18 protein-coding genes are annotated in these 20,520 nt (G+C 53.1%); all 18 read left to right on the forward strand.

The window, feature by feature from the left end:
- Window positions 1-10: 10 nt before the first annotated feature.
- The 18 genes from I2H39_RS20550 (at window position 11) to I2H39_RS20630 (ending at window position 20,437) form a co-directional block, all read left to right on the forward strand.
- Window positions 11-964: a nucleoside hydrolase gene (locus tag I2H39_RS20550; RefSeq protein WP_195627407.1), complete on the forward strand. Its 954-nt coding sequence runs from the start codon at window positions 11-13 to the stop codon at window positions 962-964.
- Between the two features lie 283 nt (window positions 965-1,247).
- Window positions 1,248-2,999, forward strand: a complete 1,752-nt coding sequence (gene kdpA / locus I2H39_RS20555; RefSeq protein ID WP_195627408.1) for a potassium-transporting ATPase subunit KdpA — start codon at window positions 1,248-1,250, stop codon at window positions 2,997-2,999.
- A gap of 15 nt (window positions 3,000-3,014) precedes the next feature.
- Window positions 3,015-5,087 carry a potassium-transporting ATPase subunit KdpB gene (kdpB, locus tag I2H39_RS20560; protein WP_195627409.1) on the forward strand — a complete coding sequence of 691 codons (2,073 nt, stop codon included), beginning with the start codon at window positions 3,015-3,017 and terminating at the stop codon, window positions 5,085-5,087.
- 55 nt (window positions 5,088-5,142) lie between these two features.
- On the forward strand, window positions 5,143-5,748 hold the full coding sequence (kdpC, locus tag I2H39_RS20565) for a potassium-transporting ATPase subunit KdpC (protein ID WP_138306469.1): 606 nt from the start codon (window positions 5,143-5,145) through the stop codon (window positions 5,746-5,748).
- A gap of 103 nt (window positions 5,749-5,851) precedes the next feature.
- Window positions 5,852-7,843, forward strand: a complete 1,992-nt coding sequence (locus I2H39_RS20570; RefSeq protein ID WP_195627410.1) for a DUF4118 domain-containing protein — start codon at window positions 5,852-5,854, stop codon at window positions 7,841-7,843.
- Window positions 7,844-7,952: 109 nt separating this feature from the next.
- Window positions 7,953-8,150, forward strand: coding sequence for a hypothetical protein (locus I2H39_RS20575; protein ID WP_138306471.1), 198 nt, complete (start codon window positions 7,953-7,955; stop codon window positions 8,148-8,150).
- Window positions 8,151-8,358: 208 nt separating this feature from the next.
- On the forward strand, window positions 8,359-8,796 hold the full coding sequence (locus I2H39_RS20580) for an NAD-binding protein (protein WP_138306472.1): 438 nt from the start codon (window positions 8,359-8,361) through the stop codon (window positions 8,794-8,796).
- 2 nt (window positions 8,797-8,798) lie between these two features.
- The gene (locus I2H39_RS20585) at window positions 8,799-9,182 is read left to right on the forward strand and encodes an NAD-binding protein (RefSeq protein WP_138306593.1); all 384 of its coding nucleotides are present in this window, start codon (window positions 8,799-8,801) and stop codon (window positions 9,180-9,182) included.
- A 62-nt stretch (window positions 9,183-9,244) separates the two neighbouring features.
- Complete coding sequence (locus I2H39_RS20590) at window positions 9,245-10,726, forward strand: ATP-binding protein (protein ID WP_138306473.1); 1,482 nt, start codon at window positions 9,245-9,247, stop codon at window positions 10,724-10,726.
- The gene (locus I2H39_RS20595) at window positions 10,719-11,408 is read left to right on the forward strand and encodes a response regulator transcription factor (RefSeq protein ID WP_138306474.1); all 690 of its coding nucleotides are present in this window, start codon (window positions 10,719-10,721) and stop codon (window positions 11,406-11,408) included. Before I2H39_RS20590 ends, I2H39_RS20595 begins: the two co-directional genes overlap by 8 nt.
- A 10-nt stretch (window positions 11,409-11,418) precedes the next feature.
- A complete protein-coding gene (locus I2H39_RS29520) occupies window positions 11,419-11,550 on the forward strand; it encodes a hypothetical protein (protein WP_264469655.1) in 132 nt (43 codons plus the stop codon).
- 37 nt (window positions 11,551-11,587) lie between these two features.
- Entirely contained in the window at window positions 11,588-12,532 is a 945-nt protein-coding gene (locus I2H39_RS20600) for a leucine-rich repeat protein (RefSeq protein ID WP_195627411.1), read from the forward strand.
- 72 nt (window positions 12,533-12,604) lie between these two features.
- Window positions 12,605-13,999 carry an aminopeptidase gene (locus I2H39_RS20605; protein WP_195627412.1) on the forward strand — a complete coding sequence of 465 codons (1,395 nt, stop codon included), beginning with the start codon at window positions 12,605-12,607 and terminating at the stop codon, window positions 13,997-13,999.
- Window positions 14,000-14,167: 168 nt separating this feature from the next.
- Window positions 14,168-15,301 (forward strand): trigger factor, encoded by a 1,134-nt coding sequence (tig, locus tag I2H39_RS20610; protein ID WP_195627413.1) that lies wholly within the window; start codon window positions 14,168-14,170, stop codon window positions 15,299-15,301.
- Between the two features lie 35 nt (window positions 15,302-15,336).
- The gene (locus tag I2H39_RS20615) at window positions 15,337-15,921 is read left to right on the forward strand and encodes a xanthine phosphoribosyltransferase (RefSeq protein WP_138306478.1); all 585 of its coding nucleotides are present in this window, start codon (window positions 15,337-15,339) and stop codon (window positions 15,919-15,921) included.
- A complete protein-coding gene (locus tag I2H39_RS20620) occupies window positions 15,914-16,708 on the forward strand; it encodes an HAD-IIB family hydrolase (protein WP_347563791.1) in 795 nt (264 codons plus the stop codon). The genes I2H39_RS20615 and I2H39_RS20620 overlap by 8 nt, the downstream gene beginning before the upstream one ends.
- Before the next feature lie 34 nt (window positions 16,709-16,742).
- Window positions 16,743-18,311: a metallophosphoesterase gene (locus I2H39_RS20625; protein WP_195627414.1), complete on the forward strand. Its 1,569-nt coding sequence runs from the start codon at window positions 16,743-16,745 to the stop codon at window positions 18,309-18,311.
- 101 nt (window positions 18,312-18,412) lie between these two features.
- Window positions 18,413-20,437 carry a M3 family metallopeptidase gene (locus I2H39_RS20630; protein ID WP_195627415.1) on the forward strand — a complete coding sequence of 675 codons (2,025 nt, stop codon included), beginning with the start codon at window positions 18,413-18,415 and terminating at the stop codon, window positions 20,435-20,437.
- The last annotated feature ends 83 nt before the right edge of the window (window positions 20,438-20,520 follow it).

A 20,520-nucleotide genomic window follows, 5' to 3' on the forward strand; every position in this document is an offset into this window, starting at 1 on the left:
GGAGAGACAGATGAAGGTTTTACTGGATGTGGATACAGGGGTGGATGATTCCATCGCCCTTCTGTACGCGCTTTTTAATCCTGAAATAGACATAGTGGGCATATCAACGGTGTGCGGCAATGTGGAAGCGTGGCTGGCAGCGGAGAATACCATGAAGATACTGGACCTGGCAGGCGCGCCTGACATACCGGTGGCAGTGGGGGAGGAGAAGCCCTCATGCCGGGAGTGGGACGGCCGGGTTGCCTTTATACACGGCGCCAACGGGCTGGGGAATGTGGAACTGCCTCCCAGCCGCCGCAGGACAAGGGATGTGGACGTGAGCCGGTTCCACATGGAGCTGGCAGAACAGTATGAGGGAGAGCTGGTGGTCATCCCCCTTGGGCCGCTGACCAACATAGCCCGTACGCTCAGGGAATATCCCGGATTTGCCAAAAAGGTAAAAAGACTTGTAATGATGGGCGGAACCCTGAACATGGGCGGAAATGTATCTCCTGTGTCAGAGGCCAATGTGGCCTGCGATCCCCGGGCCTGCGATGAAGTGTTTGTCTCAGGCATGGATATTACGGCAGTGGGGCTGGATGTCACCATGAGGACCAGGCTTAAGATGGAGCATCTGGACTGGCTGGCCGGCTGCTGCAGGCCCGCCTGCCGTCCGGCAGTGGATTATATGAGGCAGGCCATGGTCCATTATCTTAAGGGGAACCAAACCCAGAATTACTGTATGGGTGACTGTCCTCTCCATGACCCTCTGGCCGTGATGTGCGCTGTGGTGCCCAGTCTGGTCCGGACCGAGAGCAGGAAGGCCAGGGTGGAGTGCGGCGGCACCTACTGCCGCGGCATGATTGTGACGGACCTGAGGGAACATCCTTTCCAGGCAGAGTATGTGCGCTTTGCAGTGGAAGTGGACAGCGGAAGGGCTGTCAGGGAGCTTATGTCCGTGTTTTGGGAGTCACAGAGTCTGTGATACCGCTGTATAACGGTTGGAAAAGTCATAGTATGAATACCCCTGTCTTTGGAGATTCTCCGGGGACAGGGGTATTCTTTTTGTGATTCTGCCAGCCTTAATACTATTTTTATACCGGACCGCCAGCTCTTATATAGAATCTTTATTACCATATGTGATACCATACCCCTATCTTGAAAAGAGGAGGAAAATAATCCATGCTGTTGCTGTTAGGTATCATAGGAATAACCGCAGTTGTCATACTGGCTTACCTGGTAATCATTCTATTGAGAGGTGACAAACAATGATGAATGTAGCATTGCAGATGATTGTTTACTGTGTCATACTGGTAGTATTGGCAATACCCCTTGGGGCCTACATGGGAAAGGTGATGAACGGGGAGAGGGTGTTCCTTTCAAGGCTTCTGCTTCCCGTGGAAAACCTGATATACAGGGTTCTGAGGATTGATAAAGAGGAGGAGATGGACTGGAAAAAGTATTCCGTGTGCACGGCCGTGTTCAGTGTGCTGAGCCTGGCGGTGCTCTGGTCCATCCTCTGTTTCCAGAACCTGCTTCCCCTTAATCCACAGGGAATGGACGGAATGAGCTGGCATCTGGGCTTTAATACGGCATCCAGCTTTGCCACCAACACAAACTGGCAGGCATATTCAGGAGAGTCAAGTTTGAGTTATTTCAGCCAGATGATTGGACTGAATTTCCAGAACTTCGTGTCTGCTGCGGTGGGAATTGTGGTATTGTTCGCATTAATCCGCGGATTCGTCCGCGTGAAGGAGAGGGGACTGGGAAACTTCTACGCCGACATGACAAGGACGGTTCTTTACATACTGCTGCCGTTGTCTGTGGTGGTATCTCTTGCCATCGCCTCCCAGGGCGTTCCGCAGACCTTCAGGCAGTATGACGAAGTTCAGCTGGTGGAACCGCTGGTCGTGGAACAGGAGGACGGAACTGCCGCAGAGGTCACAAAGGGAGTCGTTCCTCTGGGGCCGGCTGCCAGCCAGATTGCCATTAAGCAGCTGGGAACCAACGGCGGCGGTTTCTGGGGCAACAACTCGGCGCATCCATTTGAGAATCCCACTCCGTTATCCAACTTATTTGAAATGATTTCCCTGCTTCTCATACCGGCGGGCCTGTGCTTTACCTTTGGAAGGAATGTGAAGGACAGGAGACAGGGCATTGCGGTGTTCCTGGCCATGTTCATCATGCTGGCGGCAGCGCTGGCCATCGTGGGCTGCAGTGAGCAGGCCGGTACTCCGCAGATGGCCCAGGACGGCGCAGTCTATATGGGGACTGAGGGGCAGGCAGGCGGTAATATGGAAGGCAAGGAAACCAGATTCGGCATAGCCACATCCGGTACATGGGCCGTATTTACCACGGCTGCTTCCAATGGCTCGGTCAATTCCATGCACGACAGCTACACTCCTTTTGGCGGCCTTGTGCCCATGCTGCTGATGCAGCTGGGAGAGGTGGTATTCGGCGGTACGGGCTGCGGGCTCTACGGCATGATTGGGTTCGCCATCCTTACTGTGTTTATAGCGGGACTGATGGTGGGGCGTACGCCGGAGTACCTGTGCAAAAAGATAGAACCCTTTGAGATGAAAATGGCTGTTTTGGTCTGCCTGGCAACCCCTGTGGCTATCCTGGTGGGCAGCGGTATCGCCGCACTGCTTCCTTCCACCCATGACAGCCTGAATAATCCGGGAGCCCACGGACTTTCAGAAGTCCTGTACGCCTATTCATCCGCAGGCGGCAACAATGGCTCCGCATTTGCAGGATTTAACGCAAATACGCCATTCCTGAATGTGAGCATCGGACTGGTTATGCTGTTTGTAAGGTTCCTGCCCATGTTTGCCACACTGGCCATTGCAGGCAGTCTGGCGGCAAAGAAAAAGGTAGCGGTCAGCTCCGGCACCCTTCCCACCCATAATGCCATGTTCATCTTCCTTTTGATTTTCGTGGTACTGCTGGTAGGGGCTCTCAGCTTTTTCCCGGCCCTGTCCCTTGGACCGGTGGCTGAGTTTTTCCAGATGATAGCATAGGGAGGTCAATGAGACATGAATGAACCAAAAAAGAATATATTTTCCAATCAAGAGATTATGAGCAGGGCCCTTAAGGATTCCTTCATTAAACTGAATCCGGGGACCCAGATAAAGAATCCGGTCATGTTCATGGTTTTTGTATCCGCAATACTGACCTTTGTGATGTTTCTGTTTTCCCTGGCAGGCGTCAGGGACGCGCAGCCGGGCTACATACTGGCCATATCCGTTATCCTCTGGTTTACGGTTCTGTTCGGCAACTTTGCAGAGGCCATAGCGGAGGGCAGGGGAAAGGCCCAGGCAGATGCCCTGCGCGCAGGCAGAAAGGATACCATGGCGTCCAGGATTCCATCGGCTGACCGCAAGAGCGAGGTCACAAGAGTGAAATCCACTGAATTAAAAAAAGGCGACCTTGTTTACATTGAGGCGGGGGAGCAGATACCGGCAGACGGCGATGTGGTGGAGGGCGCTGCGTCAGTGGATGAGAGCGCCATTACCGGCGAGTCCGCCCCTGTAATCCGGGAAAGCGGCGGCGACAGAAGCGCTGTCACCGGAGGCACCACGGTCATATCCGACTGGATGGTGGTGAGGGTCAGCAGCAATCCGGGCGAGGGCTTTATGGATAAGATGATTGCAATGGTGGAAGGGGCTTCCCGAAAAAAGACGCCAAACGAGCTGGCACTGCAGATTTTCCTGGTAGCATTGTCCATTATATTTGTCCTCGTGACCATGTCGCTGTACTCCTACTCCGTGTTCTCCTCCGTGGAAGCAGGGACAGCCAACCCCACATCCGTCACCAACCTGGTGGCCCTCTTAATCTGTCTGGCACCCACCACCATTGGCGCCCTCCTGTCCGCCATTGGCATTGCGGGAATGAGCAGGCTGAACCAGGCCAATGTGCTGGCCATGAGCGGCAGGGCCATTGAGGCAGCCGGGGATGTGGATACCCTTTTGCTGGATAAGACAGGTACCATAACACTGGGAAACCGCCAGGCAGACGCGTTTATTCCGGTGGACGGCAACAAGGAAATGGAGCTGGCTGATGCGGCCCAGCTGTCATCCCTGGCGGACGAAACGCCTGAGGGGCGCAGCATCGTGGTCCTGGCAAAGGAGCGTTTCGGCATACGCGGAAGAAATATGGAGGAGCTTCAGGCAACCTTCGTGCCCTTCACTGCCAAGACAAGGATGAGCGGCATTGACTACAAGGGAAATGAGATTAGAAAGGGCGCGGCAGACGCCATTAAAGCTTATGTGGCCCAGCGTGGAGGCACGTTCAGCAGGGAATGCGGGGACATCGTAAAGAGGATTGCAAACCAGGGCGGAACGCCTCTGGTAGTGGCAAAGAACGGCCGTGTCATGGGTGTGGTGGAGCTTAAGGACATTGTGAAGCAGGGCGTGAAGGAAAAGTTTGCGGATTTAAGGAAAATGGGAATCAGGACCATTATGATTACGGGCGATAATCCGCTGACAGCCGCCTCCATTGCAGCGGAGGCCGGTGTGGACGATTTCCTGGCAGAGGCAACCCCGGAGGCAAAGTTAGATATGATACGGGATTACCAGGCCAGAGGCCATCTGGTAGCCATGACAGGAGACGGTACCAATGATGCGCCGGCCCTGGCCCAGGCAGATGTGGCGGTGGCCATGAATACAGGCACACAGGCAGCCAAGGAAGCCGGCAACATGGTGGACCTGGATTCCTCGCCCACCAAGCTGATTGAGATAGTGAAAATAGGCAAGCAGCTTCTCATGACAAGAGGGTCCCTGACCACCTTCAGCATTGCCAATGACGTTGCCAAGTATTTTGCAATTATTCCGGCACTTTTCATGGGACTCTATCCCGGTCTGTCGGCTCTCAACATCATGGGACTTCACAGCGCAAACAGCGCCGTGTTTTCAGCCATCCTATACAACGCCCTGATTATCGTGGCCCTGATTCCCCTGGCGTTAAAGGGGGTCAGATACAGGGAGGTTTCCGCGGCCAGAATGCTTTCCGGGAATCTGCTGGTCTATGGTCTGGGAGGAATCATTATCCCGTTCATAGCAATCAAGGCAATCGACGTGCTGATTACAGCCACAGGGCTGGTGGCGTAATGTGTGAAGGAAACCGGGACAGGCGGCACAATCAGTCAAAGTGAGGAGAATGTTCATGAATACAGTAAAAGCAGTATTACCAAAAATGGTTGGTTTTTTCCTGGTCATGTTAATCATAACCAGCGTGATTTACCCGGCAGCCATCACGGCTGCCGCCAATGTGGCATTTGGCTATGAGGCCAATGGTTCGGTCATTGTGGGCAGGGACGGCACAAAATACGGAAGCGCCCTGCTGGCCCAGGAGTTTACCGGAAACCAGTATCTGTGGGGCAGAATCATGAATGTGGATACAGGAACATTTACAGATGAACATGGAGAGCCTCTGGCATATGCCGGGGCCTCCAATAAAACACCGGCAGGCAGCGAGCTTGAAGCCATGATAGCTGACCGGGTGGAGAAAATCAGGGCAGCCCATCCGGAAAAGGGGGAGGAGCCCATTCCTGTGGACCTTGTAACCTGTTCGGGAAGCGGGCTGGACCCGGAAATCTCTCCGGCGGCAGCTGCTTACCAGGCGGAACGGATTGCCAGGGAACGGAATATGACAACGGAGGATGTGGAGGCAGTCATAAACAGATATACCACGGGCAGGTTCATGGGAATCCTGGGAGAGCCAAGGGTAAATGTGCTGAAGGTGAATCTGGCGCTGGATGGGTTGATTTGAAAATGATTGGAACCAGGACTGCATTGTATACAGGGTTGCCGCATTTTGCGGCAGCTCTACCGTTGTTTTCAGGACCGGGATATATGGAAAGGAGGAATGGCTTATGGGCGGGGAAAGGGACGAGAGGCCGGACCCGGAGCAGCTTTTAAAACAGAATTTCCCCAGGGACAATGACAATGGAAGGGGAAAGCTGAAGATATTTTTCGGCTATGCGGCCGGAGTGGGGAAAACATACGCCATGCTGGAGGCTGCCCGCCAGGAAATGGCAGCGGGCCGGGATGTGGTGGCCGGATACATAGAGCCCCACGACAGGCCGGAGACAATGGAGCTCCTGGCCGGAATGGAGCTGCTGACCCCGATGTCGGTAAAATATAAGGGAATCACCCTGAAGGAATTTGACCTGGATGCCGCCCTTATGAGGAATCCGGACCTGGTGCTGGTGGATGAGCTGGCCCACACCAATGCCCAGGGCTGCCGCCATAGGAAGCGCTACCAGGACGTGATTGAGTTGCTGGATGGGGGAATCAATGTGTACACCACGGTTAATGTGCAGCATCTGGAGAGCCTTCATGACATCGTTGCTTCTATCACCCATGTGCGGGTCAATGAGCGCATTCCGGATGATATATTTGATGATGCCAGCCAGGTGGAACTGGTGGACATTGCCCCGGAGGAATTGAGGCAGCGGCTGGAGGACGGCAAGATTTACCATAAGGACCAGGCGGATAAGGCGTGTGTCCGTTTTTTCACAGCGGAAAACCTGTCCGCCCTTCGTGAGATTGCCTTAAGGCGCACCGCGGACCGGGTCAACCGGGAGGTGGTCAGGGAACGGGATGCGGCGGGCAAGGACTATTATACGGGTGAGCACGTGCTGGTCTGCCTGTCCCCATCCCCCACCAATGCAAGGGTAATCAGGACAGCAGCCAGGATGGCGGGGGCGTTCCACGCGGATTTCACGGCTGTTCTGGTGGAGACAGCGGACATGAAAAGGAACCATGCAAAAATCAGCAGGAGCATGGAGGCCAATATTAATCTGGCCAAGCAGTTCAGGGCCAATGTAATTACCCTTTACGGGGATGACATTGTACAGCAGATTGCAGGCTATGCCAGAAGGAACGGCATTTCCAAGATAGTCATAGGCAGGACCGTGAGGCAACACAGTGTCCTGCACGTAAAGCCCACCATCATTGACCGTCTCATCAAGGCAGTCCCCAATATGGATGTTTATGTGATACCGGACGCAGGAGCCAGGGAGAGCAGGAAGGGCAGGAAACCGGAAAACAGAAGAAAATACGGCATGGATATCCTGAAGACAGCCCTTATCATGGCCGGATGCACCCTGCTTTCCCTGGCACTGGACCATTACAGCCTGGGCATTATCAATGTGGCCATGATTTATATGCTGGGGACCATGCTGGCAGCCTATGTTACCAGGGCCGGGCTATACGGTTTTCTGGCCTCCGTGGCCTCGGTGCTTCTGTTTAACTTCTTTTTTACGGCTCCCCGCTATACCTTCCAGGCGGACGGCAGGATTTATCCCTTTACCTTTGCAGCCATGCTGGCCTGCGCTCTGGTTACCAGCTCCATGGCAGCCAGGCTGAAGCGGGAGGCAGAGAAAAGCGAGGCAGAGTCAGGGTATATGCAGATACTGTTCAATATCAACCGGAATCTGAGAAAGGGAGGCACCGGGGAAGAGATACTGGATATATGCGGAAGGCTGGTGCAGAGCCTTTTAAAACGCAACATTGTTATCTATGACATGCTGGATGGGAAAATGGACCGGATGAAGATATATCCTGCCTCGGAGGCAGAGGATGCATCCCGGCTTACGGCCCTGTTTAAGAGCCCTGACGAGATGGCTGTGGCGGCCTGGGTCTATAAGAACCGTCATAAGGCCGGGGCTTCTACGGATACACTGCCGGGGGCCAGGGCCAGGTACACGCCGGTATATAAGGACGATACGGTTTATGCGGTCATAGGCGTGGAGATGAAGGGAGGGGATATCATTAAGCCCAATGACAAGAATGTCCTGAATATCATTGCCGAGGAGACATCCTACCGTTTAAAGGATATGGGAGGAAGGGCGGTGACATAAGCCCCCCTTAACCATGTATTTGCAAATAATTTATACAATTGCCCCAACCATGGATGGAATCTTTACGGCAGCAGGCAGTATCCTTTAAGCAGGAAGAGAGGGAACTGTCATGATGGCTAAAATAATAGTCAGGTTAAAAAGTCCGGTGGGACAGAAAATAGATGATGCGTGTGAACGTTTTCCGCTGATTTCCAGCGTGGTTCTGCAGCTGGCGGCGGCCATATTCATGGTGGGGGTGGTAACCTCCGTGGGACTCATAGGCGGGACTGTCATATGGCTCTTTTATAAGGCATTTGGAGTCATGTAGGAAAAATGAACGGATATCATGACTGGGAGCAGCCCTGCAGGTTTGGTTTGACACAGCCCCCATTCATGGTATAGTATTTAGTATAAAGAGGGGGATGAAGATATCTTTATAGAATCTTTATGCCCTCTTTATACATTTTCTCTAGTTTCTTTATATGGTTCTCTTTTACAATAGAATTGGGAACATATAGATGGAAGGAGGAGATAGTATGTTATTCCATAAGAACAATCGTATTGTAATCGCAGGCTGCGGGCCTTTAGGGGCAGCGCTGGCAAAGTCATTATATCATAAAGGCCACAGAGTCGTTGTGCTGGATAAGGACAGGGAGAGTTTCCGTTATCTGCCGGAGGAGTTTAGGGGGTATGAGATGGAAGGGGACCCAACGGACCCCCAGGTGCTGAAGGCGGCGGGGATTGAGGATGCCGGCCTGTTCATCGCATCTACCCAGGATGACAATACCAACCTCCTGCTGGCCCAGATTGCCAGCTGTATTTTCCATGTGGGCCAGGTATATGCCCGTCTGGATGACACAGGAAGGCATCAGCTGGTCACGGACCTGCCTGTCAAACCCATCAGTCTCTATGATTTGTCGGCAGATGACTACGGACGCCTGGCAGAGACTGTAAGTCAGGAGGTGGCTGTGTGAGCATGAAGATAGCAGTGGCGCGGGGAGGGGAGTATGCGGATTTCCTTATCAGCCTGCTGATGGATAAAAAGTATAAGGTAACTGTGATAGACCCGGATGAGGCGTTTTGCGAACATCTCTCTGCTTCCTACAATGTGAATGCAGTGCTGGGAGACCCGTGCAGCCAGTTTATCCTGGAGGAAGCGGGCATCCGCAATTACGATGTAATCATGGCCCTGGGCCGGGAGGACACGGATAATTTTGAGATATGCCAGATGGGCAGGAAGGTGCTGGGAATCAAACGCTCCGTGTGCCTGGTGCACAACCCCAGGAACGCGGCTCTGTTTGAGGAGCTGGGAGTGGACCGGGCGGTAAACCTGCCCATGATACTTGCACAGGCCATTTAGAGTGTGCTGCTGGTCCGTGTGCAGACAGCACAGAGACAGGAAGAGGGAGCGTAAGAGGATTTATGTCATATAGTTGGGACTGGGTGCTGGATTTTGTAAAGGCCTGCGCAAAGATGGCTGTCATATGGGTGATATCCACCATACTGGCCATTGTTCTGGACAGCTGCGGAATCAGGGCGGAGAACCTGCTTTTGGTATATTTGCTGGGAGTGCTCATCAGCATACTGGCCACCAGCAGCCTGGCATGGGCCCTGTGCGCTGCCATTGTTTTTACATTTACATTCAATTATCTGTTTACGGAGCCAAAGCTTACGTTCCATATGGATGATGTGAACTACGTGGTGTCGTCCATTATCTTTGTGGCAGCGGCTTCCATTGTGGCCACCCTGGTGGTGAAGCTGCAGAAACAGATGCAGATTGCCAACAAGAAGAGAGAGATTACAGCCAGGATGAATGAGATAGGAAGCGGATTCCTGAACCTGTCCGGCTACCAGCAGATTAAGGAGTACAGCGAGGAAAGCCTGTCTAATCTGACGGGGAAGCCGGTGAGCGTCCTTTTGAAGGAGGACGAGAAGGAAGAATTTTCTGATTATATGGCTGAGTGGTGCTGCCGCCAGTCCATTCCGTGCGGCCATGGTGAATGCCAGTTTCCGGATGACAATGGACTGTACGTCCCCATCCGCAACCGGGAAAAGACCTACGGCGTGATTATATTTGACTGTGAGGGCTGGACCCTGAGCGAGGAAGAAAAAATATATGTGGATACGGTCATTTCCCAGCTTACGCTGGTCATTGAGCGGGAACTGCTCAGCCGTGAGAAGGAAAACACCAGGATTCAGGTGGAGCGGGAACGGTTAAAGAGCACTCTTTTAAGAAGTATTTCCCACGACCTGCGCACGCCCCTTACGGGAATCACTGGCAGCGCCGGCTTCCTTTTGGATAATCTGGGAATCATGGATGAGGCCACCATTAAAAGCATGCTGAAGGATATATGCTCGGACTCCGAATGGCTCAGCACCATGGTGGAAAACCTGCTGAACCTGACGCGAATCCAGGAGGGACGTCTGGATATCAATAAGAAGAAGGAAGTGGTGGATGACCTTGTGTCCTCCGCCGTGCGGCTGGTGTCCAACCGGGTGGGAAACCACACCCTGAGGATGGAGACGCCGGAGGACATCTTGCTGGTAGCGGTGGACGGAAGACTGTTTATCCAGGTTCTGGTCAATCTCCTGGACAATGCGTTCCGCCATTCCGGGGCCAATACCACAGTGACCCTCAGCGTGAGGCAGGATGGAAATTGTCTTAAGTTTGTGGTGGCGGATAATGGGATAGGACTTCCGGACGGTAAGATAGATAAGATTTTTGATAATTTTTTTACCACGGCCTATGAAAACGGCGATAAGCAGCGGGGCGTGGGACTGGGGCTTACCATATGCAAGGCCATGGTGGAGGCCCAGGGCGGGACCATCCGGGCTTACAACAGCCCCAAGGGGGGCGCTGTATTCGAGGTATCAATGCCAATGGAGGACAAGAAGGATGAATGAGACAACAATCCTTGTCATTGAGGATGACAAGAGCATACAGAATTTTATGAAAATATCCCTGAAAACAAGGGGATACTCCTATATACTGGCTGATAACGGACTGTCCGGCATATCCCTCTTTTATGCGGACCATCCGGACCTGATACTTCTGGATTTGGGATTGCCGGATATTGACGGCATGGAGGTGCTGCGGCAAATCCGGCAGAAGTCCGATGTGCCTGTTATCGTGGTTTCCGCCAGAGGGCAGGAACGGGAGAAAATCAATGCCCTGGACCAGGGAGCGGACGACTATGTGACCAAGCCCTTCAGTGCGGAGGAGCTGCTGGCCAGAATCCGCGTGGGGCTGCGCCATAAGAGTTCCTCGGTAAACCGCCAGGAACAGGAATTCTGTCTGGATTATTTCCGGCTGGATTTTGAAAAGCGCAAACTGTACGTCCATGACCAGGAGGTGCATCTGACTCCCCTGGAATACAAGATGGTGGTCCTTCTGGTAAACAACAGCGGCAAGGTGCTGACCCACCACTATATCCAGCAGGAGGTGTGGGGATATGACACAACGGACGATTACCAGTCGCTGCGGGTGTTTATGGCCAATATACGGAGAAAGATTGAGGATAACACAGCCAATCCCAGGTTCATACTCACAGAGGTGGGCGTGGGGTACCGGTTTGTGGATGAATAGGAGGGCCCGAATGGGACGAATCGGGCCGGGCATGGCGGAATACTGTTTCCGTACATGTTCCGGGATATACCGGGAAGCAGGCATCGGAAGAGGCAGGCGTCCCGGTATATTTTTTGGAATATTTTTTCTGGAAGTAAAATAGTCTTGAAAAAATCCCCTAAACTGATTAAACTGATACCATGAGATTATTATATGAAAAGACGCTGGACGGGGTCTGCCTCCAGCGTTGTTATGGTTTGGACAAGATTCTGGAGATTCCGGACACCGCGGGAGGACTGCCGGTGACAGAGCTGGCAGGGTACATTTTTTCGGATACGGTCCGCAGGCGGGAACCGCCGCCCGGTGAGTACCGGGGAGAGCCGGAGCTTTGCGGCAGCCAGGTAGAGGAAATCAGCCTGCCGGATACCGTCAGGAAGGTGGGGGCTTATGGCTTCTACAACTGCTGCGGGCTCAGGAAGCTATCCTGCAGCAGTGCGGTGGAGGACTGGGGAGCCGGGGTATTTACAGGCTGTACGGGCCTGGAATACCTGGATATCCGCATTGCAGAGGACCGGAAGTCCTGCTTTAAGGACATTCTGTCGGAGCTTCACCAGACCCTGATTGTGAATTACAGGGACAGTTCCGGGACGCTTCTGGCAAAGCTTATATTTCCGGAATTTTTTGAGGAGTCGGTGGAAAATACGCCGGCCCGCATCATTATGAGGGAGATGCACGGCTGCGGCCACATGTACCGGTACTGTTTTGAGGGAGGGGATTTCCGCTTCGATGAGTATGACAGGCTGTTTCCCCATGTAAAGGTCCAGGAAAAGCCGGAGCTGTCCGTGCGCCTGGCCCTGTACCGCCTGTACTGGCCCTATGGTTTAAGGGAACATGCAGAGAATGAGTACTGGGAGTATGTGAGGCTTCATGCCGGGGAAGGCGCAGAGGGACTGATTCAGCGCGGGGAGCGGGATATTCTGGGCTTCATGGCCCGGTCGTCCCGGCTGGGAGACGCTGAGATGAAGAAAATGGTAGACGCGGCTGCCAGGGCCGGGGACGCCCAGTCCTCCGCCCTTTTGCTGGATGCGAGGCACGGCGGCAGTCCGGGCCGGGGCCCAGGGCGCAGGCGCACATTTGAGTTATAGACAGAGGAAGGGTCATAATATAAGTCAGCAAAGCATCAGATTATATAAATAAAGTATACCAGGAGGATAATAATGGCTAAGAAGACAAAAGGACAGGAATTACAGGAACAGCTATCATGGGCGTTCCCTCATATTGGAAAGGATAAACCGGAGCAGACGGAAAAGGCGTTTAAATACTGCGAGGGTTATAAGGCGTTTCTGGATGCAGGAAAGACAGAGCGGGAGTGTGTAAAGGAAGCGGTAAAAATGCTTAAGAAGGCTGGCTATAAGCCCTTTGACTCCGGTGAATCCTATGAGCCGGGAGACAAGGTGTATTATGTGAACCGCGGCAAGTCTCTGATTGCCACCACATTTGGCAAAAAACCTCTGGACCAGGGGCTGAGAATCAACGGAGCCCATATTGATTCCCCCAGACTGGATTTAAAGCCCAATCCCCTTTATGAAAAGGAGGATATTGCGTTTTTTAAGACCCATTATTACGGCGGCATCCGCAAATACCAGTGGGGAACCATTCCGCTGGCTATGCACGGCGTGGTGGTGAAGAAAAACGGAGAGATTCAAGAGGTTTCCATAGGAGAGGATGAGAAGGAGCCTGTGTTCTGCGTAACGGACCTGCTTCCCCATCTGGCCGCCAAGCAGAACGAGCGCCCGTTAAAAGACGGGCTTAAGGGCGAGGAGCTGAATATTGTGGTTGGCTCTCTGCCGTTCCAGGATGAGGAGGTAAAGGAGCCCGTGAAGCTGATGGCCTTAAGCCTTCTGAATGAGAAATACGGCATCACGGAAAAGGACTTTTTCCGGGCTGAGATTGAAATGGTTCCCGCTGTAAAGGCCAGGGACGTTGGGTTCGATACCAGCATGATAGGCGCTTACGGCCAGGACGACAGGGTATGCGCGTACACGGCCCTGACAGCTGAGATAGATGCAAAGAAGCCGGCCCATACGACAGTGACCATTCTGGCTGACAAGGAGGAAATCGGCTCCACCGGCAACACGGGCCTGAATTCGGATTTTGTGCTTCATTACATAGAGGATTTGGCGGAACAGGCAGGCGTCAGCCCAAGGGAGGTGCTGCGCAAATCCCTGTGCCTTTCCTCGGATGTGAACGCTGCGTTTGACCCCGGTTTCCCGGATGTGTACGAAGGCCGCAATACCAGCTATATCAACAAAGGCTGTGTGCTGACCAAGTATACGGGGGCCAGGGGAAAATCCGGTTCCAACGACGCCAGCGCCGAGACCATGGCAAAGGTTATTGCCATTATGGAGGAGGAGGGCGTGTACTGGCAGGCCGGTGAGCTGGGAGCCGTGGATGTGGGCGGCGGCGGAACCATTGCCCAGTTCGTGGCCCATATGGATGTGGATACCGTGGATTTGGGAGTGCCCATCCTGTCCATGCATTCTCCGTTTGAGCTGGCTTCCAAACTGGATGTCTATAATACGTATAAGGCCTTTAGGGCGTTCTATAAATAGCCTTCATAAAGCGGTACTTAAATTTTCATGAAATTGGTGGAAAGTCTTTTTTTTCACGGACAGGTATGATATAACTATGTACAGCGCACGCTTTTTGGGGATGACTGGAAAAATAAGGATAATTTGACGCCCTGCGTGTGAAATCAGGATAGAAAAGGGATATGTAAAATGAAAAAATTAGCACTCATATGTTTATGCGGACTGGTTGCAGCCTCCATCATGACAGGCTGCGGGGCCGGCCAGACAGAAGGAAAGGAAAACCTGGGCACAGTCGAGCTGGCAGAGTATAAGGGCGTGAAAGTCAATGTACCGGCTGTCATGGTAACCGATGCAGAGGTGGAGTCAAGAATCAACCAGGTGCTCAGCCAGAATCCGAACATTGTGGAAGTGGACAGGCCGGCGGCGGAAGGCGACATTGTCAATATTGATTATGTGGGAAAACAGGACGGAGTGGAATTTGCAGGCGGCACCGGCCAGGGACAGGACCTGACTCTTGGCTCCGGCAGGATGATTGCCGGATTTGAGGACGGACTGGTTGGCACAAAGAAGGGCGATAAGAAGGAACTGAACCTGACATTCCCGGAGGATTACAGTGAGAAAGCCCTGGCAGGCCAGGCTGTTGTATTTGAGGTTACTGTGAATTCAGTGAAGGAAAAGCAGTCAGCTGTACTGGATGATGCATTTGTACAGAGTGTATCTGATTTTAAGACCGTGGACGAGTACAGGGCCAGCATTAAGGAAGACCTCTTAAAGCAGAAGCAGCAGTCCGCAGACCTTCAGATTCAGCAGTTTGTACTTAAGAACGTGGTTGAAAATTCCAAGTTCAAGCTGAACAAGAATACTCTTTCCAGACGCTATAATGACCGTATTAAGCAGTATGAAGAGCAGGCCAAGATGTATGGAACCAACCTGGCCGGTATGGCTAAGGCCAACGGCATGGATGTGCCGGGATTACAGGAAGCTGTCTATGCATCCGTGAAAGACGATGTGAAAAACCAGCTGGTCATCCTTAAGGTTGCCGAGCTGGAGGGCATCACCCTGGAGGATGCGGACCGTCAGGCGTTTGCTGAGATGAACGGACAGACCCTGGAGTCAGCTGTGGAATATTTCGGCCAGGAGACCCTGGATGAGATGGCCCTGAACCAGAAGGTTATGAAGTTCATGGCAGACAACGCGGTCAATGAAGCCCAGGATACATCTGCGCCCGCAGAGGAGACAGCTGCCGCAGAGGAAACCACTGCCGCAGAGGAGACAACGGCTCCGGAAGAAACAACAGCTGCAGAGACATCTGCCGCACAGTAAAGAAGGATTGCCAAAAGAAGAAGGAGGACTCGTACATGCAGATTTTAAAGGACAGGATACGCAGGGATGGCAAGATAAAAGCCGGAAACGTTCTGAAGGTGGACAGTTTCTTGAACCATCAGATGGATATTAAGCTTTTTGGAGAGATTGGAAAAGAATTTAAGCGCAGGTTTGCTGATGTGGAGGTCACGAAGATTCTTACCATCGAGGCCTCCGGAATCGGAATTGCATGTATTGTGGCCCAGTATTTTGATGTACCGGTTGTATTTGCCAAGAAGACCCAGACCAAGAATATTGCAGGTGAAGTTTATACCACCAAGGTGGAGTCCTACACCCACGGCAGGGTCTATGACATCATCGTGTCAAGGGAGTTTCTGGGAGCCGGCGACAAGGTGCTGCTTATCGATGACTTCCTTGCCAATGGAAAGGCCCTGGAAGGCCTGGCTGCCCTGGTACGGGATTCCGGCGCAGAGCTGGTGGGAGCGGGCATTGTGATTGAGAAGGGATTCCAGGTAGGCGGAGATTTGCTCCGTTCAGAGGGTATCCGGCTGGAGTCACTGGCAATCGTGGAAAGCATGGATGAGGAGAAACAGACCATTGTGTTCAGAGATGATGAATAAAAGAACAAAGGCTTTATTTTACGATATTGACGGAACCCTCCTGTCTGAGAAGACGCGGAGGGTTCCTGAGAGTGCGGTACAGGCGCTGAAGGAGGCACGGAGACAGGGACATCTGGTGTTTATCAATACGGGCCGCGTATATGCCCACCTGGGCGATATTAAGGACCTGGTGGAGGCGGATGGTTATCTGTGCGGCTGCGGGACCTATATACTTGCAGAGGGCCGGGTGATGTACAGCTACCACATTCCCCATGAGAGAGGGCTGGAAATCAAGAGGCATATTGATGAATGCGGACTGGACGGAGCCCTTGAGGCATGGGATGGAATTCATGTCCACAGGTCCCTGTCGCCCATTCCAAGGGTGGAGGAGCTGAAGAACGCTCTCAGGAAATCGGACTGTCTGTCCGAATATGACTGGGAAGACGATGGTTATGACTTTGATAAATTCTATCTTCTTTCAGGTGAAAACAGCAGGCCCAAGGAACTGTTTGGACGGCTCAGGGATATGGAAATCATAGACCGCGGCGGCGGGGAATATGAATGTGTGCCCAGAGGACATTCCAAGGCAACGGCCATTGATTTGGTATTAAAACATTACGGCATCTCCCTGGATGACGCGTATGTGTTCGGTGACAGCGGCAATGACCTTGCCATGTTCCGCTACGCCCGGAACTGTATCCTGATGGGAAAGCATGACGAAGTGCTGGAGCCCTACGCAACGTTTGAGACAAAGGATGTGGATGAGGACGGAATCGCGTATGCCATGAAGGAACTGGGCATAATATAACACAGCAAGACTTGATACGGAAAGAGCAGACTGCATGAAGAGAAAGACCTGGATGATAAGTGCCCTGATGTATGCCATGGTATTCATGGCATGCTTCGGGGTACTGCACGTTTTAAAGACATTAATGGAGCCTTCGGGGCCTGTACCGGTTGAGAGCAGGGAACGCGCAGAGGTGTCTGAGAGCACCGGAGGAGGGGGAAACGGAGAGGAACAGGGGGAACAGGCTGGAACGGCAGTTGCTACGGATTCCCAGGCCCGGGAACCCCAGGATGAGGTAATCAGGCAGGAGGGCTATAAAGAGTGGAAGAGGACATTCCCCGGCATGTGGACTCCGCCGGAGGCGCCGGAGGAACCCTACATACCGCCCAGGCTAATCCTGGCAACAGACTTACACTACCAAAGTGCCTCGGCGGGAGACGGCGGGGAAGCCTTCCGGCTGTTTGTGGAGCGGAGTGACGGAAAGGTGGTGCAGTATCTGCCCGAGCTTCTGGAAGCATTTCTGGATGAGGTCATCCGGGAGCAGCCGTCCGCCCTGGTTCTCAGCGGGGACATTACCATGAACGGGGAGCGCATAAACCATGAGGAACTGGCGGCAAGGCTTAAGAGGGTCCAGGATGCCGGCATACAGGTCCTGGTGATTCCGGGAAACCATGATATCAATAACCATAATGCCGCGGTTTACTACGGCGCCCAGAAGGAGCCTGCTCCCTATATTGACGGACCTGAATTTTACGAGATTTACCATGAATACGGTTATGACCAGGCGCTGAGCCGGGACAGCGGTTCGCTGAGCTACGTCTATGCCCTGGATGACAGGAACTGGCTCCTGATGCTGGACTCCTGCCAGTATGAGCCGGATAACAAGGTGGAGGGAAGGCTGAAGGACAGCACCATGGCATGGGCCGATGAACAGCTGGACAGAGCAGAGGAGGAGGGCGTGTTTGTGATACCCATTGCCCATCATAACCTGCTGGCCCAGAGCAGGATGTATACCACCCAGTGTGCCATGGACAACAACGCGGAGGTGATTTCCCTCCTCCAAAAGCACCGGCTTCCCCTGTTTTTCAGCGGACATCTGCATGTGCAGCGTATCCGCAAGCATAAGAGCGAACCAGGAGTGCCGGATGGGGATTACGGCATACAGGAAATAGTGACGGACGCCCTCAGCATACCTCCCTGCCAGTACGGAGAGGTGTTATGGGAGGAGGACGGAAGCATTTCGTATGCAACCAGGTCCGTGGATGTATCGGCATGGGCCGGGAAAAACGGAAGCGCTAATCCGGACCTGCTGGATTTTGAGGACTGGTCCTACCGGTACATACAGAAGCTCATTAGCGACCAGATAAGGGGCGTTGTGAAGAACCTTGGTGCGGATGTGGAACATTCCATGGCAGCCACCTATGCGGGTGTGTACATTGATTACTATGCTGGGCGGGAGATTGACACCAGGGGTATAAAGAGCACTAAGGGATACCGGTTCTGGGAGAGGAACATGCCGGACAGCTACCTGATTCGGGAACTGGATGCCATGATTGCCGACTCGGACAGGGATAACAACTATTTCCTGCTTCCTGAGGAGGAAGGCTGGCTGACCGGGGATTAGGCGGCTGTAATGAATGGCCAAACATACTTATATTCACCTGGCGGTAAAGCGCCCGGGATGTTACAATAGACATATACCATAATATGTAAGGAGGGCCTGCTGTGAGTAAAGAGAAGTGGAAACGGAATATAAGGCGCTGGCCAGCACTGGCCCTGACATTGGTGATGACACTGTCCATTGCCGCCTGTGGCGCTGCCCGGGGAAGTCTGGCAGGTCAGGCAGCCGGCCGCCGCTCAGACAATCTCTATGGCCCGGCAGCTTCTTTTGGAGACGGCGGGAAGGTCCATGAAGGTGTTCCCTATTCCGAAAGGCCGTATGAGCACTATGACCCGGCTGTGATGGAACAGGCCATGGCTGATTTTGAACAGGCCTGCGCCGTGGACGGGCAGGACGAGGAGGTGCTGAGGCTCTATGATGCCATTGTGGATGAGTACGACCGTCTGGCTACCCTGACCTATATGGCCCAGCTGAAATACGACAGGGATGTATCGGATGAAGCTGCCGCTGCAGAGCAGGCATATACCACGGACATTTACTCAGAGATGGGGGATAAGGCCGCGGCCTGCCTTAAGAAGGGAATGAACTCCTCCTATAAGAAAATCCTGGCGGATAGGATGGGGATTGAAAATGCGCCTTACATCGAATATTACAGGGAAAATTCCGGTGAACTGACTGAGCTGAACCGGAAGGAGCAGGAGCTTCTAAGGGAGTATGACAAACTGGCTGCCGGTGACTTTACAGTGGAGCTTGAGGACGGACAATGGAGCTACAGCCGTCTGGAACGGGAAACAGACCTGGACACCAGCCGGTACTCAGAGGTGGAGGATGCGCTGGTCAGGGAAAAGAACCGGGTGCTGGGCACCAAGTTCAGGGAGCTGGTTCAGGTGCGCCGCCAGATAGCCGGGCTTAAGGGCTATGATAACTATGCCCAGTATTCTTTTGAGGCTGTCTATGGAAGAGACTATACCCTGCAGGATGCGGAAGGGCTTTGTTCAGATGTGAAGACCAGTATTGTCCCGCTGAATAATGACATCTGGTATAAGGATGTGGCCCAGGAATCCTATGATTCCCTGGACCTTCTGGAAGAGAGCTCTGCGGAGGACATACTCAATGCAGTTGGCACGGCTATGGGGTCCGTGAGTCCTGAACTGGGTGATATTTTTCAGTACATGAAGGAAAATGAGCTGTATGACATCCAGTCCGGGGAAGACGGCCAGGACCGGGTGGACAATAATTATACCGTAGGGCTTCCAAGCTATGGTGACGCATTTATTTTCATTAACAGAACCCATACATTTACGGATTACCAGTCCCTGATTCATGAGTTCGGGCACTTCAGCGCCTATTATTATAATTCGGTGCCTGAATTGTTCCAGGGATACAGTGTGGATGTGTGCGAGGTCCAGTCCCAGGGGCTGGAAATGCTGGCCAACCAGTATGCAGCGGATATGCTGGGGCAGGGGGTGGAGGCTTTTGAGTTTGAGTCCGTTACGGATATGCTGTATGTGACAATCATGTCCTGTATGCTGCAGGAATTTGAGGAAGCTGTTTACAGGGAGCCGGACATGAGTCTGGAGGACATGAACCGCACCTTTAAGGAGATACAGGACTCCTATCATGGATGGTATTATGATGTCTACGATGATGGTGTGTGCTATGACTGGGTGGATGTGTCTCATCTGTTTTACAGTCCCCTGTACTATATGGGATATGGAACCTCGGCCCTGTCAGCCCTTGACCTGTGGTCCATGTCCCGGAGGGACTGGGATAGCGCTGTGGACACCTACATGGCACTGTTGAATGAAGGACTGGATGCCTCCTACCGCGATACCATGTACCGCTCGGGGCTGCGGGATGTGTTTGACAGCAGGGACCTGGAATCCCTGGCAGGGGACGTGCGCAGGCTCCAGGGACTGGAGCAGGACGGCCAGGGCGCCGATGCCCTGCCGCAGGGGGAGACGGGCCGGGAAGAGAGGAAGCCCGGGGAGAGCTCTGACAGCGGTTTAAGGGCGGTGGGTCTTCTGGTACTGGGAGGCATTTGTGTCATCCTTGTTGTTCAGGTCATGATTTTATGTACCGGGTTTGTAATTATCTGGCTGATTGTCAGGAAGAAGAAAGAAGAGTGAAGAGAATAACAGAGGACCGGAAGGCAGCCGCCTTCCGGTCAGTGATATTTATGGGTGTATTTACGGGAATATCTGCAGGTACA

Source organism: Clostridium sp. 1001283B150225_161107_B6 (assembly GCF_015556325.1).
In the GTDB taxonomy this organism is placed as follows: Bacteria; Bacillota; Clostridia; order Lachnospirales; family Lachnospiraceae; genus Enterocloster.

Coding starts and splice junctions, on each gene's coding strand:
- I2H39_RS20550 (WP_195627407.1), top strand. CDS start 11: ATGAAGGTTTTACTGGATGTGGATACAGGGGTGGATGATTCCATCGCC.
- kdpA (WP_195627408.1), top strand. CDS start 1,248: ATGATGAATGTAGCATTGCAGATGATTGTTTACTGTGTCATACTGGTA.
- kdpB (WP_195627409.1), top strand. CDS start 3,015: ATGAATGAACCAAAAAAGAATATATTTTCCAATCAAGAGATTATGAGC.
- kdpC (WP_138306469.1), top strand. CDS start 5,143: ATGAATACAGTAAAAGCAGTATTACCAAAAATGGTTGGTTTTTTCCTG.
- I2H39_RS20570 (WP_195627410.1), top strand. CDS start 5,852: ATGGGCGGGGAAAGGGACGAGAGGCCGGACCCGGAGCAGCTTTTAAAA.
- I2H39_RS20575 (WP_138306471.1), top strand. CDS start 7,953: ATGATGGCTAAAATAATAGTCAGGTTAAAAAGTCCGGTGGGACAGAAA.
- I2H39_RS20580 (WP_138306472.1), top strand. CDS start 8,359: ATGTTATTCCATAAGAACAATCGTATTGTAATCGCAGGCTGCGGGCCT.
- I2H39_RS20585 (WP_138306593.1), top strand. CDS start 8,799: ATGAAGATAGCAGTGGCGCGGGGAGGGGAGTATGCGGATTTCCTTATC.
- I2H39_RS20590 (WP_138306473.1), top strand. CDS start 9,245: ATGTCATATAGTTGGGACTGGGTGCTGGATTTTGTAAAGGCCTGCGCA.
- I2H39_RS20595 (WP_138306474.1), top strand. CDS start 10,719: ATGAATGAGACAACAATCCTTGTCATTGAGGATGACAAGAGCATACAG.
- I2H39_RS29520 (WP_264469655.1), top strand. CDS start 11,419: ATGGGACGAATCGGGCCGGGCATGGCGGAATACTGTTTCCGTACATGT.
- I2H39_RS20600 (WP_195627411.1), top strand. CDS start 11,588: ATGAGATTATTATATGAAAAGACGCTGGACGGGGTCTGCCTCCAGCGT.
- I2H39_RS20605 (WP_195627412.1), top strand. CDS start 12,605: ATGGCTAAGAAGACAAAAGGACAGGAATTACAGGAACAGCTATCATGG.
- tig (WP_195627413.1), top strand. CDS start 14,168: ATGAAAAAATTAGCACTCATATGTTTATGCGGACTGGTTGCAGCCTCC.
- I2H39_RS20615 (WP_138306478.1), top strand. CDS start 15,337: ATGCAGATTTTAAAGGACAGGATACGCAGGGATGGCAAGATAAAAGCC.
- I2H39_RS20620 (WP_347563791.1), top strand. CDS start 15,914: ATGAATAAAAGAACAAAGGCTTTATTTTACGATATTGACGGAACCCTC.
- I2H39_RS20625 (WP_195627414.1), top strand. CDS start 16,743: ATGAAGAGAAAGACCTGGATGATAAGTGCCCTGATGTATGCCATGGTA.